The sequence below is a fragment of the uncultured Maribacter sp. genome, from assembly GCF_963974015.1.
Taxonomy (GTDB): Bacteria; Bacteroidota; Bacteroidia; order Flavobacteriales; family Flavobacteriaceae; genus Maribacter.
On record NZ_CAXBBZ010000022.1, the window covers coordinates 1 to 19346 of the forward strand.

The 19346-nt window shown below is 37.0% G+C and carries 9 protein-coding genes; 5 read left to right on the forward strand and 4 right to left on the reverse strand.

What is annotated here, in order from left to right; all coding sequences use genetic code 11:
* Both AACZ41_RS16735 and murQ read left to right on the forward strand, forming a co-directional pair.
* Positions 1-738, forward strand: a 738-nt coding sequence (locus tag AACZ41_RS16735) for a DeoR/GlpR family DNA-binding transcription regulator (RefSeq protein WP_339629754.1), incomplete at its 5' end; no start/stop codon positions are given.
* A 4-nt stretch (positions 739-742) separates the two neighbouring features.
* A complete protein-coding gene (gene murQ / locus AACZ41_RS16740; protein WP_339629755.1) occupies positions 743-1555 on the forward strand; it encodes an N-acetylmuramic acid 6-phosphate etherase in 813 nt (270 codons plus the stop codon).
* Between the two features lie 29 nt (positions 1556-1584).
* Here the strand turns inward: murQ and AACZ41_RS16745 are convergent, their stop codons facing one another.
* On the reverse strand, positions 1585-1980 hold the full coding sequence (locus tag AACZ41_RS16745; protein WP_339629756.1) for a cytochrome c: 396 nt from the start codon (positions 1978-1980) through the stop codon (positions 1585-1587).
* Positions 1981-1986: 6 nt separating this feature from the next.
* The gene (locus AACZ41_RS16750; protein ID WP_339629757.1) at positions 1987-3108 is read right to left on the reverse strand and encodes a PQQ-dependent sugar dehydrogenase; all 1122 of its coding nucleotides are present in this window, start codon (positions 3106-3108) and stop codon (positions 1987-1989) included.
* A 127-nt stretch (positions 3109-3235) separates the two neighbouring features.
* Here AACZ41_RS16750 and AACZ41_RS16755 point away from each other — a divergent pair, with 127 nt between their 5' ends.
* The 3 genes from AACZ41_RS16755 (at position 3236) to AACZ41_RS16765 (ending at position 13907) form a co-directional block, all read left to right on the forward strand.
* Positions 3236-11821, forward strand: a complete 8586-nt coding sequence (locus tag AACZ41_RS16755; RefSeq protein ID WP_339629758.1) for a T9SS type B sorting domain-containing protein — start codon at positions 3236-3238, stop codon at positions 11819-11821.
* 149 nt (positions 11822-11970) lie between these two features.
* The gene (locus AACZ41_RS16760) at positions 11971-12684 is read left to right on the forward strand and encodes a prolyl oligopeptidase family serine peptidase (RefSeq protein ID WP_339629759.1); all 714 of its coding nucleotides are present in this window, start codon (positions 11971-11973) and stop codon (positions 12682-12684) included.
* A gap of 44 nt (positions 12685-12728) precedes the next feature.
* A complete protein-coding gene (locus AACZ41_RS16765; RefSeq protein ID WP_339629760.1) occupies positions 12729-13907 on the forward strand; it encodes a multiheme c-type cytochrome in 1179 nt (392 codons plus the stop codon).
* A gap of 95 nt (positions 13908-14002) precedes the next feature.
* On the opposite strand, the gene AACZ41_RS16770 is transcribed toward AACZ41_RS16765, so the two are convergent.
* Together AACZ41_RS16770 and AACZ41_RS16775 are read right to left on the reverse strand one after the other, a co-directional pair.
* Positions 14003-15757, reverse strand: a complete 1755-nt coding sequence (locus tag AACZ41_RS16770; protein WP_339629761.1) for a RagB/SusD family nutrient uptake outer membrane protein — start codon at positions 15755-15757, stop codon at positions 14003-14005.
* Between the two features lie 23 nt (positions 15758-15780).
* Complete coding sequence (locus AACZ41_RS16775; protein WP_339629762.1) at positions 15781-19065, reverse strand: TonB-dependent receptor; 3285 nt, start codon at positions 19063-19065, stop codon at positions 15781-15783.
* Between the last annotated feature and the right edge of the window lie 281 nt (positions 19066-19346).

A 19346-nucleotide genomic window follows, 5' to 3' on the forward strand; every position in this document is an offset into this window, starting at 1 on the left:
GAGCGTCAACAAACAATTTTAAATGAGGTAGATCTTCATAATAGGATTTTAATAACAGATATAGCTGAAGCTTTAGATGTATCTATTGATACCATAAGGCGTGATGTGAAAGAACTCGACGCTGATAATAAATTACGAAAAGTCCATGGTGGCGCTATTTCTATGGGTTATATGACCAATAACGCTAGAAATACCAATATTTATAAAATAGAAGAGAAGGCTGCTATAGCAGAAAAAGCTGTTAGTATGTTAAGAGATGGTGCGGTTATATTTATAGATGGAGGTACCACTTGTATGGAACTTGCTCGTATTATTCCTGAAAATTTAAATTTAACTTGCTTCACCATTAGTTTACCTGTTGCGATGGTATTGTCTCATAAGGCGAATATCAATGTAATTTCGATTGGAGGTCAAATTTCAAAGGAAGCGCAAATATCTATTGGCGCTAATGCAATTCATCACCTTTCAGAAGTACGGTTCGATTATAGTTTTATAGGTACTGGCTATGTAGATGCTATATATGGACTAACAGAGTTCGATTGGGATATTGTTCAAATTAAAAAGGCAGTTATAAAAGCATCTAAGAAAACGGTTTTATTATCTATTTCCGAGAAATTAAATTCTCAGCATCGATATAAAACATGTGATATCAATTCTATTAATACTATGATAACCGAATTGAAACCCGAAGACAAACTACTTAAGCCTTTCAAAAATCACGATATAAAAATTATATAATTATATGGATTATAAGAAAATTACTGAAACCCCATCTAATCATGAGAATTTGGAGTTGATGGATACCCAGACCATTCTGCAGAAAATGAATGAGGAAGATCAAAAGGTTGCAACTGCAGTAAAGAAGACGATACCGCAAGTGACCAAATTGGTAGATGAATTGGCGAAACGTTTTGAAATGGGTGGTAGGTTGTTTTACATTGGTGCGGGTACTAGTGGGCGTTTGGGGATTTTAGATGCATCGGAAATTCCTCCGACTTTTGGTATGCCACACGAACGTGTAATCGGATTGATTGCAGGAGGAGATACAGCTATAAGAAAAGCAGTTGAAAATGCAGAGGATGCCACCAAACAAGCGTGGGTAGATTTAATGGCACATGGTATTACTAAGAATGATGTAGTTGTTGGTATTGCTGCTTCCGGCAGTACGCCCTATGTTGTTGGAGGATTGGAAGATGCTAAAAAGAACGGAATACTAACTGCTGCAATTACAAATAATCCTGGTGCTCCTATTGCAAGAATAGCAGATATCCCTATAGAAATTAATGTTGGTCCTGAGTTTTTAACGGGTAGTACTAGAATGAAAAGTGGTACATCTCAAAAGCTTGTTTTAAATATGATTTCTACTGCCTTAATGATTAAAATAGGTAGAGTTAAGGGAAACAAAATGGTAAATATGCAACTTAGTAATGATAAGTTGGTAGACCGTGGTACCCGTTATATTATGGAGGATCTAGGCATTGAATATTTAGATGCTGAAAAATTGCTTAAAAAATATGGGTCCGTGAAATTGGCTGTAGAAGCGGGTAGGGGATAATTTTCAAGGTATTTTGATTAGTTTAATTATTAATTTACTTGGACCTCTTCTATGGTAACCATTTTGGTTTGTTTGTTACCCCAGGAATTCATCACAAAATTCATGACATCTGCAATCTCATCATCTTCTAACCCAAATGAAGTCATTGAGTTATTATAGGTAATTCCATTTACAATGATTTCTCCCTTTAATCCAAATTTTACGGCATGTATAGATGCTGCTCTATTTTTGATAAGAAAGTCAGAAGCTGCTAATGGAGGAAAACTATTTGGTACACCTTCACCATTATCCATATGGCAGTTAACACAGAAATCGGAATAAATTTCACTTCCTCTTTTTATGCTTTCTTTAAGTTCTGGTTCTTGGTACAATGAAAACCCTAAAGCAAATAGAATAAAGACAAACAGAGGAACTATCAATTTCATTGATAGTTATTTTATGGGGATTAATTTATAAATTCCTTTCCCTTCAACGGCCACATAAATTAAACCATCTGGACCTTGCTTTACGGCGCGGACTCTTCCAAGCCCATCCATTAATTTTTCACGTGCGATAACTTTAGTGCCATCTAAAACTAATCTTTCTAAATATTGAAAGGCCAAAGAGCCTACTAATAAACTTCCTTTCCAGTCGGTATACTCATCAGAAGTAACAAACGCCATGCCACTGGGCGCTATAGAAGGCACCCAATAATGAATAGGTTGTTCCATGCCCTTCATTTCTGTTTTGTCTGTGATAGGGGTTCCACCATAGTTAATCCCATAGGTTACCAATGGCCAACCATAATTAGCACCTTTTTTTATGATATTTATTTCATCGCCACCTCTTGGGCCATGTTCATTGTCCCAAATTTCACCAGTGTCTGGATTTTTAATTAAACCTTGAGGATTACGGTGTCCATAACTATATATAGCGGTTTTTGCACCTTCAACACCAAAAAACGGATTGTCTTCAGGAATTCGTCCATCATCGTATAAACGATAAATTTTTCCGCCGTCTCTTTTAATATCTTGAGGATTTATGTCTCTATCTCCACGCTCACCTATAGAAAAGTAAACATAACCTTTGTTATCAAAAGCAATTCTTGAGCCAAAATGTTGACCTTTTGTAGTGTTTGGCACTGCTTTGTAAAGCAGTTCTTTATTTGTTAAAGAATTATTTTTCAGTTTGGCTCTCATTAAAGCTGTGTGTCCTCCTTTTTCATCACCTTCAGCTGATGCATATGTAAAATAAATCCATCCATTTTTTTCGTAATTAGGATGCAATTCAATATCTAAAAGTCCGCCTTGCCCACGTTGATAAACTTCCGGAATATTACCGATTATCGATTTTTTTCCATTAGAAAAATGTATCAATTTCCCTTCTTTTTCGGTAATTAAAATACTTTTATCTGGAAGGAAGGCGAACCCCCATGGAATCTGTAGGTCATCGACGAACAACTCTGCTTTGTAATTAGTCTTTTTAGGTGTATTTACTTTATTTTCAGCATTTTGCGCACAAGAAAAATTAAGCGTTACAGCGAATAAAAGACAAAAGATGATACTATTTTTCATATTGGTGCGTTAGAAATATATTAAAGGACATATGATTATTTAAAGATAAGATATAAGTATAAAAAATTACACCAAAGAACGGTAAAGATCCCAAATCGCAATTGTTCTTAAAAACGAAACTTAACCTATGCTACCAAAAAAACAGCGGTTTACGCTGTATGTACTTTTTCTGACTGTAATTTCAGTAATCGGTACAACGGCAATTGCCAACTCTACGGTAAGTACCCTATTCGAGGAGGTGGCCAATGTAATCGAAACGGCTGTTTCGGTTTCTACCAAAAATCAACCCACTTTAGAAAATGAAGTTAATGTTGTCCGTAATGCCAACTTAGTAGCTTCAGCAATGTTCGCAACCATTATTGTTGGAGCGGATGACACAGAAAACTGTGATGATAATGGGTTTACAATTGCGCGTTTTAATTTATGTGGTGATTATGATGATCGAATCATAAGTTTATCAGGTGGAACATATAGCTCTGTTTCATGGCAGATTTTAGGTGGATCATGTAGTCCAGATGTAAATACAGAGTGCCCCAATACAGGTTCTTGTTATACACAAGTATCAGGAGGTCAAACATTCGCGTTAGATGCAAGTACTGTTCCTTCTACCACTGGTGCAGAATACAGGGTTATTGCAGACGGGCAAACGTATTACTTTAAAGTTAAGAAAAGTACCATTACACAAACTGTTGTAAAAAATGATTATATCTGTGGTGTAGCAGGTAGAATTCAAATTACGAACTTATCTAGTGCATATGAGTTTAGTATGGACAGCGGTAGTGGTTTCAGTGCTTGGCAAGGTCCAATATTCTCAAATTTGGCACCAGGTACATATAATATTAAAGCTAGATTAAAAAATACGGCAAACACATGTGAGTACCCTTATGAACCTGTGATAATTGAAGAGAAGGAGATTGAAATTTCTGCTACTTTTACAGATGCACTATGTAGTGGAGATACGGGTAGTATTACGGTAACAGCATCAAACGTTCCAGGTCCTTATAAATATACGTTATTAAATTCTAGCGGTGTAGCCCAAGAATTTACCGCCTTTGTATCTACTAATCCTTATACATTTTCTGCAGTAGGTTTTGGTACGTATACCGTTCAGGTAGAAACACAACAATGTACAGGAGACCCTTTAAATGGAATAAACCCTCCAAGACAAAATCTAGATACAAGCGGAAATCCCCTTACCATTGGTGCCGGTGCTTCCGCTCTAGATGCCTCTACCGAGGTGAATAGTAGTTTTGGTTGTTCTAATATTTCTAGTGTAGATATTATTTTAAATACAACAGGTGGATCTGCCCCTTATATTTTTACGGTTAATGGAGGACCAATACAACCATCTTTTGGTAATGCTTCTACAGATTCAGGATCAACAACCTATACGGTAACAACAGATGGTACATATGATTTTGTTATAACCGATAGCAATGGTTGTACTATTAATGCTTCTTCTGATGTAGAAACACTTTTGCCACCAGATATAACAGTTGCTGGCATTGACGGTACTTGTAGTAATGGAGGTGCAAAATTAGACTTCACCATAAATAATGGTAGAGGTTATAATATATCTTTTAGAGAGAACACTTCTGAGCCATGGGTCAGTACACCACAGATTTCCGTTGCGGCAGGTATGTATAATGATATTGAAGTAAGATACCAACAAGGCGGATTTGAATGTACGCTTGATTTACCTTCTGTTACAGTAATTACGGTAGGTTCAATAACGGGTTCTGCCAATAAAGTTTCAAATGTTACTTGTGCAGGTTCAGGAACTAATGGAGGACAAATAGATTTTGTAGGTCCTTTCTCAGGAGGATCGGGTAGTGGTTACGTTTTTAGTATTGATGGTGTAAACTTTTCCGCAACAACTTCATATACAGACTTATCCGCAGGTATTTATACACCAATTATACGTGATGCTGGTGGATGTCGCTTAGAACTTACTTCTATAGAAATTTTAGATGTAGATCCACCTACCAATATAGATTTTGTTCAAAGTAATATTAGTTGTTCAGCAGGTACTTCAGATGTTCAGTTGACTCCAACGAGCAATGCAGCCATCAACAGGTATGAAATAATTAGTCCGGCATATTTTGATAATGGTAATAATGACACTTTCACTGGGCTATTAACATCTCAAGCCTATATTTTTCAAATTACGGATGTTAATGGTTGTACCTATACAGAAGGTTTTAGACCTATTGTTTTAAGTTCAATTCGTGTTCGTGTAAAGTCGGGTGGCGATTTAAGAGTCTGTAATGGAGCTACTGATGGTACCGGAACTTTTATTGTCGACGGATTTGCGAATAATTATACATATGATATAAATGGGGGCTTAATTACAGGTGGTCCTCAGAGTGATACTGAAGTAGTTCTTCCATTATCTGGTGCAGGTACATATACTATTACCATAACGGATGCTGATACTGGTTGTACAGATACTGCCTCTTTTGATATTCAAGATGCTCCGGTTTTAGACTTATCTACTAGTGTTGTTACGCCAATGAGTTGTGCAAATGGCAATTTAGGTGCTGTTAGAGCAACAGCAACAGGCGGATGGGGAGCATATAGATATACCTTAACACCACCAACGGGACCACAAGTTGGTCCAAAATCAGGAAGAAGTTTCAGTAATCTTTCTGCTGTCGGAACCTATACCTTATCTGTAGAAGATGCTGAAGGTTGTACAGATACTTTTTCTTTTGATTTAAACCCTATTGATGCTCCGGCTGTTTCTCTTGACGGACCAGCATCTGATTTTTGTTATGTGGCAGGAGTAGGTGCTACGGTATCGGTAAACTCAACTGCAGGTACGGCAGCTCTAAGTACGCATCAATATAGAATTAACGGAGGAACCTTACAGGCGAGTGCATCTTTCTCAGGACTTGCTCCTGGAAATTATACCATTGAAGTTGTCGATGGAAATGATTGTTCTGACAGTATTCCTGTAACAATAGAACCTCAATTAAGGGTTAATACTAGTATAGATGCTGAAATACCTTGTGGTGGAGCACCTGGTCAAATTAGAGTAATCGTTAATGGAGGATATACTTCTGGAGCAGGACCAAAACAATATGAAGTAAGTGCTGATGGAGGCACTACTTTTGGAGCGGCGATTCCACTAATATCCGACGATTTCTTATATTCTACAGCAGTTCCTGGTGATTATGTTTTTAGAATAACCGATAATAATACCACAAGTAGTGGTTGTGTTGCAAACTCCGTTTCGATTACATTAAATCCGCCTCAGAATATTGCAGCAGCTTCTTATGTTGCCAGACCAGTAAGTTGTAGTTCGACTAATAATGGTGCTGTTACAATTATACCTGATGCAACTAGTGGAGTACCACCTTACGAAGTCAATTTTAATGGAGGAGGTTGGGGAACCCAAACAGTTTTTTCAAACTTGACTGTAGGAACTTATTCGTACATCGTTAGAGATGCAAGAGGTTGTGAAACAGTTATGGATACTTTTGATATTATTTTGGATACTACATTACCTCCAGACGCAATAATTACCGAAGTACCAGCAGTATGTGGTGGTAGTGGTCCTGTTAGTGGCGGTATAAGTGTAGATGCCGTTTCTGATGGAACTCCTAATTTTGATTTTATAATAGAAGATAATACAGGTGTTGAGGTAACTCGTCGGGAAAATGTAGACCCTTCTTCATTGCCATTGCAAATTTTAGATTCTAATCTTGTTACAGGTAATTATACCATTATAACAATCGATGCTAATGGATGTACAGATATTGATACGGTAACTATTACTTCTAACGAAGTGGTAATTACCCCGATACCGCCTCCAGCACCTTTAGATTGTAATGACAGTACCTTTACCTACGCGGTAAGTGTTAGTGGTGGATCAGGTTCGTACCAGATTAGATTATTAGATAATCCGACTTTTGGTAATCTAAATGACATACCAACCACAAACGACCATACTTTTAGTAATACCAATGACGGTATCCAGTATGGTGTAGCATACACTGTTGTTGTTTTAGATGTTGTTACTAATTGTACCTATGAGCAAGAAATACCTCCTTTAGATGGCCCTTCGACATTAAACGTTACGGCCAATTCTACTCCTGGAGCTTGTGATGTTAATAGAAATGGTGAGATAGCATATGAAATAACAGGCTACAGTATTGGTGATAATTTACGAATAGAATTAATAAATAATGAGGATGGTTCTAGTACTATACTTCAAAATTCTGTTACAACTACAGCGATACCTTATAATGATACATATCCTGAATTACCAGGTGAATACCAGATTCTAGTTACCAATTTGACCGATACGTGTACAGATGCGGCGGCAGTAATTATAAATCAGAATTTGCCTAGTATAGATATCTTATCTGAAGTACCCGCAAATTGTAATGCATTAGGACAAATAACTGTTCAAGGGCGTGGTGGTTCAGGTGGACCTTATGAATTTGCTTTTATGGATAATGGTATGATACCAACATACCCAGCTGATTACACGAGTGAAACAACTTTTGTTGCACCGGAAGGTGACTATGATGTTTACGTTAGAGATATTTCTGGATGTACTTCATTCGACATCGCAACGGTTATTTTATTACAGCCAGATTTACCGGTTCCAGATTTTACCGTTGTAAATCAATGTGATCCGACGTCAACAGCTTTTGATATAACAGTTCGAGTGCCAAGTTCAGTAAACACGCCTCGATTTACGTTGGGCGGTGATGAGCAATTACCATTAATAGTAGGGACGAATTGGGAATATACGTATACTGTAAGCAGTCCTGGAGATTACGTGGTTGATGTGGTCGATGCGAATGGTTGTACAAGCCAAGGTACCGCTACTGTTTATGACTTTTTATCTGCAACAGGTGATTTTGAGACGGATAGTACCTGTAATGATGCAGATGGAGAAATACGTATAAGTACAAACGGAGGTAGTGGTGATTTCAGTTATGTGCTTACTGGAACTGATTACAATTCCGTTGCCGTAGGACCAGTTACTCAAATAAATGATAATTTATTCATTGGGTTAGCTCCGGGTAATTATGAAGTTTTAATTACAGACCGTGTTGTAAATGATGGTTCTGGATTTTGTGAAACTACTGTTTCAAATATTATTTTAAATCAAGCCGCACAACCGGTAATCATTTCAGAAGAAGCAATTGATATTAGCTGTAGAGATGAAAATGATGGCTCTATAGAAGTTGTAGTAGGTCCTGCAAATGCACTAGTTCCTTTTACTTCGCAAGATACTCCTATAACTTATATTTTAAATAACCTTACAACTTCGAATGAACAAGATAGAAACACAACAGGGTCATTCGCTGGGTTGCCTGCTGGTAATTATCAAGTTCAAGTAGTGACAGCTCGTAATTGTGAAGTTTTATCTGCAGTGCATACTATAGAGAATCCGTTAGATTTTAGTATTACCGCTAGTGCTCCAGACTTTGCTTGCGAACCAGGTGCTAATAGATATAGTTCAACTATTATAACTGTGGGTATTGTTAATGCAGGTACTGTAGGTTCTGGATATCAATATAGCATTACAGGTTTTTCAAACTATCAAACTGGTAATACTTTTGAAATAATAGATAATGGTTCTGCGCAAGACATTACGGTGTTCGCAATGGATGGCAATGGATGCCAAACGACTTTTGATGTGCCGACTATTAATCCGCCAACAGATGTTGTTCCAACCATTATTGAAGTCGATATTTTAAACTGTAGAGATGACGAACGAGTTCGTATACAAGTTAGTGGGACTAATGATTTTACTGTGAATGCAGTATCGGTTTCTTCCATTCCTTCTTATACTAATTCTCCAGGTAATAATTACGTTGATGTTTACTTACCTGATGTAGGTGATTATTTATTTGAAATAACCGATAATATTGTGGGTTGTACATACCCTATGCCAGTGCATACGGTGAATAAACCGGAGGCTCCTACTGTATTGATTAGTGAGGCCAAGCCTGTAAGTTGTGCAGTGCCAGGCAATGATGGGGCGTTATTCATAACTGTAGGTAATTACACAGGTGTTTTTGATTATGCAGTTTATGAAGCTAGCGATGTTACAAAATCTACTCTTTTGGCTTCCGGTAGTTTTGATACTAATGATTATCCTGATGGTAATGGCGATGAAGCTCGTATAGAAAACTTGCCAGGAGGTAATTTAATAGTAGATATCGTTTCAACAGGTATGCCGTTTTGTTCTGCGACAAGTAATGTCGCCAATATTAGAACTCCGAACGGTCCACTTCAAGTAACCGCTGAATCTATAGGTAATGTAAGTTGTACCAATGATACTGGCGAAATAAATGCAACAGGAGCTGGTGGTTGGGATACTACACCTTATGAATTTAGGTTGTTAATGAGTACCGATGGCGGTTCTAGTTATACTACTGAAATTGCTCCATTCTCAAATGATAACGAATTTACGGGTCTATCTTTTGGGTTCTATGAGGTAGAGATTAGAGATATTGAAGGCTGTACAAACACATTTGAAATAGAATTGGCAGAGGTTCCACAAATTATTGCTGGTATTAGAGAGCCACAAAGTCTTGATTGCCCTAATGGTAATAATGCAGTTCTAGAAGCGTTTGAAGTAACTTCTGGGGATGAAATTACAGCTATAGCTGGTGCAAGTGGCGGTTTTGCAGGTGCTGGTTATAATTACACTTTATTATACTTGAACAGTAATGATAACACGGATATAATATCTGAAAGTGGTTTGCAAAATACTCCTACTTTCATTGGTGACAGTGGTGGTTATATAAGTTCTGGTTGGTATGCAATAGAGGTATCTTCTAGTTTTGGATGTTCATTTATAACCGATGCTTATTTCGTGGACCCACCACCACCAATTCAACCTATATTAGTTCAGACAAGGGTTCCTGGTTGTGGAGGCGACGGTGAAATGAGAATGACCGTTGAAAATCCGGACCCATTATTTACTTATGAATACTTAAGGGTAGAAAACGGAGTAACTCTTGGAACATATATATCTATGACTGGAAATTCAGTTACTATTTCAGGTGTTGAGGGAATAACATATCAATTTGATGTAAGAAAGGTTAACTCTGCAGGAGCTTGCCCGGCTATACGCTCTAATGGTATTACCATGACCAATGCAACGGGCATTACTTTATTGCCGAATTTGCCAGATGATATTTCTTGTGCTTCAGAGCTAGATGGTAGAATTGAGTCATTTGTAAACGGTGGTGTGGGTGAAGATTTATTTTACCTGTATGAAGGAGACCCGGTAGATGCTTTTAATCCTGCTTCAACAGCAACGGTTATTAGAGGTCCCCAAGATAATGGAACCTTTGAAGGACTTCCTGAAGGAACCGCATATTACATTGCTGTAACCAGTGGCGCCACATGTATGGATATTGCCGGTCCTTTTGAAATTATTAGACCTGATCCTATCATTTTTGATGCTATACCAACCAATGTTACTTGTAATGGTGAAGAAGACGGTACTATAACTGTTTCTGTAAGTGCTGGTGGTGAAGGGTTGATTCAATTTGCAATCGCACCTAATTTTAATGAGTTCTTTAGTGATTCCGATAATCCTGGAACCTACACTTTTGATGAACTTGCTGCTGGTACTTACGAGATTTTGATAAAAGATGACAATGGTTGTTTTGAAAAAGATTTTATAACGGTAGAAGAACCTGATCAGATACAGGTTATAAATATTGAGACCACTCCAGAGCTTTGTATTGGAGCCAATAATGGGTCTATCGTTTTCGATGTCGCTGGTGGCACTCCATTTAATGATGCCTTAGTTAGCGTTACTCCATATTTTGACTATAAGATTGAAATGGTCGATCCCATAGATGAAACGGGTACGGCTACATTCGCACCTTATACAGGTGAAATTATTGAAGATTTACAAGGAGGTGCTTCTTATGTTATTTACATTCAAGATGTTAATCTGTGTACGGCTTCAGAACTATTTACCATAGATATCGGAGTTGACTTAACGGCAGAACCACAGGTTCAATATGGTTGTGAGGGTATTTTCCCGACAAGTACCACTACTATTCAGATGACGGATAATGGATTGCTTTCTCAACTCATGTTTGCTTTGGATCCACTAGATCCTACTGATGCTATTAGTTCTAATGCTAAAGAAGAGTATGTATGGGGCGATTTACCTGCTGGTGATCACATAGTATATATTTATCATGAAAATGGTTGTACCAACAGTGTAGAGTTCAGTATTGACGGTTACGAGCCTTTAAGCTTGGCTGTTGATAAAACCGGACCCAATGAGGTGGTTGCTGTTGCTGCAGGTGGTTACGGTGAATATGAATTCTTCTTCAATGGGGAATCTTATGGTGAAGAAACGACATTTACTACCAATGAAAGTGGTATGGTAAATGTTAGGGTTGTCGATGCTAGGGGTTGTGTTTTAGAGCTAAGTGTACCTTTCGAATTTACAGGCATGTTAGAGTTCCCCAATTTCTTTACGCCCGATGGTGATAATTTAAACGATATATGGTCTCCTAAAAACAGAGAACTCTTTGCTGGTGTAAATGTTAAAATTTATGATCGTTATGGTAGGGTAGTAGCTATTTTAGATGAAGTAAGCGGTTGGGATGGTACCTATGAAGGTAAAGAAGTGCCAACAGGAGATTACTGGTATGTAGTAAATGCCAATAGTAATGAAATTCGATACGTAGGTCATTTTACTTTGTATAGATAAACGTAGTTAATTATAGAAAAGGAGATACAGATTGTATCTCCTTTTGCTTTTAATAGAATTGATAGGCTAAAATTGAAAGCTCAAATTAGATTAGACTCTAAAAACAATCCTTTTTAGGTACATTTGATAGACAAACAGAGCTATCGTTGATGAAGTATATTTCCTATTTTATTTTATTGGTTATTTTTCAGAGTTGTGCTTCTCAAGTGAAGCCAGTTCTAGTAGATTCGGAAATGGAAACCAATATAAAAGAGAATCTTGCCTATTACCTATATTATCCAGAAGATTATCTTGAAGAGCCTGATAAAAAGTTTCCATTACTTTTATTTCTACATGGCGGTGGCGAATCTGGGGATAGTTTAATTACAGTTAAGCGAAATGGCCCTCCAAAATTAATTGTCCAAGGAAAAAAATTTCCGTTTTTAATTCTAGCACCGCAAAATCCTAATGCGAAAAAATGGTGGAATACTAGAGCCGTTAAACAATTGCTAGATTCAATTATAGAAGGAAATCGAATCGATAAAAACAGAATCTACTTAACGGGTTTAAGTAGAGGTGGTGGCGCAGCTTGGGAAATGGCCGTACAATATCCAGAAACGTTCGCAGCTATGGCTGTGGTTTGCGGAATGACACCTTTGCCTTATGCATCATGGATTAATAAGAAAATGCCTATTTGGGTATTTCATGGCGAAAAGGATAAGTCTATTCCTATCGAAGAATCTGAAAATATGGTTGCCAAGCTTCAGGAAATGGGTTATGAGGTACTATTTACTAAGTACCCTAATGTAGGGCATAGTGCATGGGTCAAAGCATATGAAACTGAGGCATTATATGATTGGTTTATGAATCAAGAATTAAAATAATAGCTTTTAATGGTATGAACAATAAGATTAATTTAAAATTCATCATGTTTTTAATTCTAAGCTTATTGCTGATATATGGTATTTGGTATTTTAATAATTCAATTAAAACCTCAAAATATATTGAGCCTGAAATTGTAGCTACACATTACAACGGTTTTAATTTTGTAGTATCAGAAACCTGCTTAGAATGTCATGCGGATATTTATAAATCTCATTTAAAAACCGCACATTTTAATACATCCTCAACTGCAGAAAAGGAACATATTAAAGGGAGTTTTAATGAAGGTTCTAATGAATTGAATTTAAAAGGAGTCAAACTTAAAATGTTAGAGGAAAATGACGAATATTTTCAGGTGTCAAAGCCAAAGTTTGGAGACGTCGGTACTACTAAATCTAAGATTGATGTTGTTGTTGGTTCTGGGGTAAAGGGACAAAGCTATCTTAGTTGGCAAGATGAGCATTTAGTACAGTTACAAGCTTCATACTTTCAACCAACTAGTTCATGGGTCAATAGTCCAAATTTTCCAGACTATTCACTAAATAGAAAGGTTGATGATAATTGTCTAAAATGCCACGTAACTTTTGCGAAAAATAATAATGCATCAGGAATTGGGAATTCTTATGACCGTTCTAAGATGATTTTAGGTATTGATTGTCAACGTTGCCATGGCCCATCCGAAAAACATGTTAAACATCATCGTAAAAATCCAGAAGCGGAAATTGGTGAATTCGTTGATAGTTATGAATCATATTCTAGGAAACAAAGACTTGATGCTTGCGCCGTTTGCCATTCTGGCTTGCAAGGGCAACAAATAAAAGGTAATCCTTTTTCATTTATAGCTGGTGATACATTGTCTTTGTATTCAAAAAATTATAAAAATGTTAATTCTAAAGTAAAATTAGATGTACATGGTAATCAAATGGGACTTTTGACTGAGAGTGAGTGCTTTGTAAACTCCCCAAAAATGGACTGTTTAACGTGTCACGACCCTCATAAAAATGAAAGAGCAGATATGAATATTTTTAATTTAAAATGCTTGACTTGCCACGAATCAAATAAAGTTAATAGTGTACAAGAAAATCATATTCATAATAACCAACAGAATTGTGTTTCTTGTCATATGCCTTTAGTACCTTCTGAGGTAATGAAGTTAAAGTTAGAAAATGATGTTGAAGAAATTCCTGTTTATATAAGAACCCATTTAATAGGTATTTATAATTAGAGTATAGTAATAAAATATTCATGATAAAAAAAGAGAGGCTGAAATTAAATTTTCAACCTCTCTTCAACTAACAAATAATTAACAAACTTAAATTCTTAATAGTTAGGATCTTGTGTTAAGGTTGGTTGACCTTCAATTGCCGATCTATCTATTGCTTCTATCGGAATTGGAAAGAATTCGTTTTTCCCTGCTACGAAAGATTTACCTGATAAATATGTTCTTTGCTGAGATTCACTTGCGATATAGGCATTAAGTGTTTCTGCAGCGATACCCCAACGTTGTAAATCAAAGAATCTGTGACCTTCTAAGGCAAATTCTAAACGTGTTTCAAAACGCACTGCTTTTCTTGCTGTTACAGGATCTGTCCAAGCAGTATCATATGTAGCGATATCATAATTTGCTGCAGGTGTGCCGGCTTCAATAGTAAAATCGTTACGATCTGTTCCTTGAGTTGCTAATGGCACAAAACCTTCTGGGTTAGCTGCTCTCGTACGAATTTCGTTAACTAAAGTTCTGGCTCTTTCTAAATCACCTAATTCAACTTCTGCCTCGGCCAACCATAAATAAATCATATCCAATCTCATGATCCTGTAATTGTTAGCAGAAAGGTTTCCCCAGCCACCTTGACCAAAAGCTTCTGGTTCGGCCACGTGCTTCATAGAGAAGTATGGCCCGGCATAAGATAGGTCACGTACAAAATCGGTTTGGTAAATTTTAAACCCTTTGTATAGTATTCCTGGACGACCAACTGAATGATCTAATCTTGGGTCTAAAGTGCCCGTGTAGGTAGACAATGTAGTGGTTGGGTCTGTTTCGGATGAAACGTTAGCATCATTGAAGGTATCCAACATAGGTAGACCATTTTCAGTTTTATAAGCGTTGACCAAGTTCTGTGAAGCTTGATAAAACCCACAACAGCCCCATGGGTCGGTATACGGGTGTGCTAAACCAATACCTCTATTAGAAGCATCGCCAGATGCACTACTAATAGCATATTGTACTTCAAAAATAGATTCTGTATTGTTACGGGTTGCTACTTTGAAATTGTCCTCAAATTTATCCATCAATTGAAATGGTCCATTATCAATAATATCGTCAAATATTACTTTAGCTTCACCCATCTTAGCAAGATTAGCGCTACCATTGGTATCAAAGCCTTGATAAATCTTCGCTTTACCCAAAAACGCTTTGGCAGCCCAACTTGTTGGTCTTCCAACATCACCTTGTGTCGCAGGCAATACAGCTGCTGCTGCTGCTAAATCGGCTTCAATTAAAGGCCAAATTTCCCTATCGTTAGGTATTTTTGTGCTTTGTAAATCGTTAAGAGCAAAATTTTCATCACTTATATACGTTGGCATTCTCCACATTTTTCTAGCTTCCATATGGAAGAGACCTCTAAGGAATCTTGCCTCGGCAGTAATTTGTGCTCTTCTTTCATCACTAATATCCTCTACTTCTGCTAGGGTAGTCAAAACAATGTTTGTTGCTGCAACACCTTTGTATAGACCTCTCCATTTATCCCTAATATGGATATTGAACGATTGAAAATCGTACGCTTCAATAAATGATTGCTCTGGTTGATCACCTGCGTCGGTTCCCTTTAAGGCATCATCAGAAGCGATATTGAAAACCCAGCTATGAATATCATTATGCCAGGTTTGACCTTCAAGACCACCTCCCGGTACCATTGTATAAGCTCCAATAAGAAGTCCCTCAACCCCATCAGCGGTTGCAACATCCCCTTCACTGAAACTGCCTTGAGGTTCACGTGTCAAAAATTCATCACTACACCCGGTTATAAATACCAGTGCGGTGAGACATGCTGTGAAAATTAATTTTCTCTTTTTCATGATATGTATTGTTTGCATTTGAATTAGTTTAATGTAATATTAAGACCCATTAAGAAGGTTCTTGAAACTGGTAAGAACCCACCGTCATAACCAAGGTTTGTATTGTTCCCTGTTTGAACTTCAGGATTTAAACCTGAGTATTTAGTAAACGTAGCCAAGTTTTGACCTTGAATGTATATCGATGCTCTAGAAATACCGCCAATATTAGAGAGTACCTCATCAGTAAAGCTATATGTTAATTGTACATTCTTGATTCTGAAGAAACTGCCATCTTCAATAAAATAAGAGGATGGTCTACTACTAATTTGATCATTTGCATCCATAATTGGAACTGTAGCGTTAGGATTGGCAGCAACCCATTGGCTTACAGGAGCAGTTGGATTTGATGGTTGCCAAGCATTATATAATGCACGTTTTGATCGGTTTCCTTGAAAGGTGTTGAAATCTGCAAAATATCGTACATAATTATAGATGTCATTACCTTGAGACCCATTTCCAAAAATATTAAGTGCTATATTTTTATAGGAAAAATCAAGATTAATACCATAGGTGAAATCTGGATGAGGATTACCAATTACAGTACGGTCATCATCATTTATTACACCGTCATTATTAATATCTGCTACTTTTAATTTACCAGGAGCATTGTAATCGCCATATTCTGGCCATGCATCTGCTTCAGCTTGCGACTGAAAAATACCTACGGTTTTGAATCCATAAAATGAAGATAATGGAGAACCTGCCTGAGTAACTGTTAAGGCTGGTACTCTTCTTGAGCTTCCAAAAAATCTAGTGTCTGCACTTTCACTTAATTGATCAACGTTGTTGGTATACTGCGAAAGGTTCGTATTAATGCTATATCCAAAATCACCTTTTTTATCACTGTAGCCCAAACTAATATCAATACCTTTATTGGTTACTCCACCTACATTAAATCGTGGCTCATCTGCTTGACCTGCAGTATAGGTAACAGGAACTTGAAATAACATATCTGTAGTAACACGATCCCACACATCTAAATTGAAATTAACTTTGTTGTCGAACATTACTAAATCTAAACCAATGTTATTAGAAGTGGTAGTTTCCCATTTTGCATTTGGGTTACCAAAAGCCCTTGTTGAAAATCCTATTGTAGGTGACCCTGTATTACCGTCAATAGGATAGCCTCCTGTGCCAATATCTGAACGAAATGTGGTAAAGGCGTTGTAGTCTCCAATTTGTTGGTTACCAGTTTTTCCCCAACCATATCTTAGTTTCATATCATTTATCCAGCTTACATCTTTTAAGAAATTCTCATCAGACATTCTCCAGCCTAAACTAAATGCAGGGAATAATGCACTACGCGCTGCCGATTGAAATCTAGAAGAGGAATCATTACGCAATGTCACCCCAGCAAGGTATTTGCCTGCATAGTCATAATTTAATTTTCCAAATTGCGACCAAAGTGAATAATCTTGCTCTACAAAACCGTAGTTAGATGCTGTAGTTGCATTACCTAAGTCTAAATAACTAAGAATGTTGGAAGTTTCGAAAGCAAAACGCTGACGCCCGGCTCCAAAACGCTCTTCAAATTGTTGAATAGATTCAATACCAACATAGGCAGAAAAGTTGTGAACCTCATTGAAAGTCTTCGAATAGTTTATAGTATTTGTCCAAGTCCATTGATACTCATATTCTTCTCTTGCATTTGAACTATTGATAAAGTTACCCTCCACATATTCTGGTTGAGGTCGCCCTAAATCTCTCTGTCTCCTTCCTCGTACATCAACACCGAAACTGGACCTAACACTTAATTCAGGTGTGATTTCATAATTGGCGAAAACATTACCTAATAATCTTAATCTAAAAACTCTATCATCTTCATTTCTCTTTAAAGAGGCATAAGGATTAAAGTTATTTCCCAAGTTGGCACCTCTACTACCTGCAAAGTTACCAGCTATATCATAAATAGGTAATAATGGATGGTGCTTATACCCTGCAGAAACAGCATTTTGCTCTTCATCATTATTAAATTCCCCTTTTTGATTGTCAAAAGATGCGGTAAAATTCTCTCCTATAGTAAGCTTGTCATTTAAGCCTTTGAATTCGGTATTTGCACGTAAGGATATTCTATCATAACTGGTGAATTTGGTGATATAGTCAGCTGAAAAATATCCTAAAGAAAAAGAATATCTTGCTTTTTCAGTCGCACCGGATGCATTTATGTTATGACTTTGAATTGGAGCCGATTGTGTAACCGCTTTCCACCAATTAGTGTCTGCAGAACGTGTAATGGCATAAATATTTCCTTCTTCTAAAGCATAAAGATCTGCGCTAGTACCCGCATCGCCCTCATTTGCACCACTAGGAAAAACATAATCTGGTATAGTTACTTCTCCATTTGGGCCAAAGGTATACTGACCGTGACCTGGGGTTTTACCGGCATATAAATCGGCCAAATATAAATATTGACCTAATTCACGCGCATTCAAAGCTTCAACATCATTAGCTGCAGTCTGCGTGCCATAATAGGTGTCATAGGTGATTTTCGGAGCACCCATTTTACCTTTTTTAGTGGTAATGATAATAACACCGTTACCAGCTCTAGACCCATAAATAGATGCAGCAGAAGCATCTTTAAGAATCTGCATAGACTCAATATCATTTGGGTTTAAGTTGGCTTGCGCTTGTGTTGGTACACCGTCAATAATATAAAGTGGGTCGTTATTGCCCACAGTACCAAAACCACGAATACGAACTGTAGCTTCACCACCTGGTCTTGCATCGTTAATGATACTTACACCAGCAGCTCTACCTTGTAATTGCTGTGCGAACGTTGTAGCGGGTGTTGCCAAAAGCTCATCTACATCAACAACGGAAACTGCACCGGTTAAATCTTTTTTGGCCTGGGTACCATATCCTGTAACTACCACCTCGTCTAATCTGCTGGCATCCTCTATTAAGATTATGTTGATGTTATTGTTTCCATCAACCGCTACCTCTTGGGTTTTGTAACCAATGTAGCTAATAACCAAAGTAGCATCACCTGGAGCTTCAATAGTATAATTTCCGTCAAAATCAGTTTGTGTTCCATTGGTCGTTCCTTTTACCAAAACACTTGCGCCAGGTAATGGCCCAGTTTCATCTGAAATTGTTCCTGTAATTGTAGATTGTACGAAATTTAGATTAGCATTATCCACAATGTCTAATTTTTCATTTGCGACCATGTTTTGGGTGCAAATACAAGCTAAAATCAATAAAAATCCATTGATGAGGATAGAAGACCGCCCTTTGGATTTTACAGATTTGAAATCTAGTTTTTGATTCATAATAAGTTGTTGTTTAGTTAATTGTTCATTATTATATATTCAGAATAGTGTTAACGAATATATAATATTATTATAATATTAGTTAAAATTATAATGATATACTAGGATATTTATTAAATATTTTGTAAAAGCTATTAGTCGTCAAATTGATGCTACTTGTCGTCTAATCGTCGTTGTCTATCGTTAAAAAAATATGATAAATTGTAAGAGTCTTCCCTAGGGATTTGTGATTAATGTAAGAAAATGAATTTATCACCGAAACTTTTAAATAGGATGATAGG